This window comes from Planctobacterium sp. R6 (genome assembly GCF_055755215.1).
Genome location: NZ_JBVTQY010000097.1, coordinates 1 through 1,166 on the forward strand (window position 1 = coordinate 1; position 1,166 = coordinate 1,166).

A 1,166-nucleotide genomic window follows, 5' to 3' on the forward strand; every position below is an offset into this window, starting at 1 on the left:
TCAAACCTGTCATCCACCCCCTGTCTAACAATACGAAAAACTGAGGCGACAACTATCCTGACACAGGGGGTCATTGATTACCGTACTGGTAAAGGAATCTGCAAAATGCCGTATTTCCTCCTCATGTTCTATCGATAAATTAAGAGAATAACCTTCATTATTAAGCGCTGACAGCGTCAACAGTGCTACGGCACTGTTGTGACCTTCTGTCTGGTTTTCAGCAAAATGTGTAACCGTCTCTTCTAACCTATAATTTGCAAAATTGCTCAACAATGTGTGCATCCCTTGGTCCGAATCACTGCCCAGACATTGATACCATTGCTCCATTTTCAATGAGGAATAAACATCGGCATGAACGTTTAAAAAATGAGAGGCGTCTTGTAATTGTTCCGTTCCTTCTTGCGGTAAAATACGAGCATATTCCTGGTACCACATAAAAAGATGCTGATCCTGTTCAGTCAATATCTGTCCAACGTGTTTATTAAATTCATCTTCACTAACACGGATCATTGACGAAATATTAGATTCTCCCAACAGATCTCGCTCACGATTTAATTCCCATTCAGTTCTCAGGATTGAGTTGAATAAACCATTCGAACCATCTATAGCTACAAGCGGTGCGAGCGCTATTTCATTGTCCACCATTTCAACAAGTCCCTTTGCGCCATTTTCCTCAGTTTTAGATAAATCTGTTACATTAACCAGCTGGGGAATTTCGGCTATGTTGTTAACCGTTATACCTATTCTTTTATTGGTAAGCTCATCAACAATTACAAACTGATTATTTCCTCGTTCAGAAAGTAAATCTCGAATATCTATATCCTGGCCATGAGTAAGTGAATAAATTTTAGCTGCATGCTGTGATGCCATTCCGTTACATACTGAAGTGATGTTATGTAATGCATCAACTTCCTGATAGAGTTGCTCATCGCTAATTAACGCCGATAATCCTAGTGAACTTAAGATGTCTTGCTCTGCCTGGTGATGAATTATTTTATTCATGCACAATTACCTCTTTTGTTCATGTTTAGATTCATTATTGTCTGAAGACAGCTGTTGTCCTAATGTGAAATTTTTGGCTATGAGCATCTCATCCCCCTGTGTCAGGATAGTTGTCGCCTCAGTTTTTCGTATTGTTAGACAGGGGGTGGATGACAGGTTTGAGT

1 protein-coding gene is annotated in these 1,166 nt (G+C 39.7%); it reads right to left on the minus strand.

The features are described 5' to 3' along the window. Nucleotides 1-24: 24 nt before the first annotated feature. Complete coding sequence (locus AC0J20_RS23295) at nucleotides 25-1,002, minus strand: hypothetical protein (RefSeq protein WP_473023599.1); 978 nt, start codon at nucleotides 1,000-1,002, stop codon at nucleotides 25-27. Nucleotides 1,003-1,166: the final 164 nt, after the last annotated feature.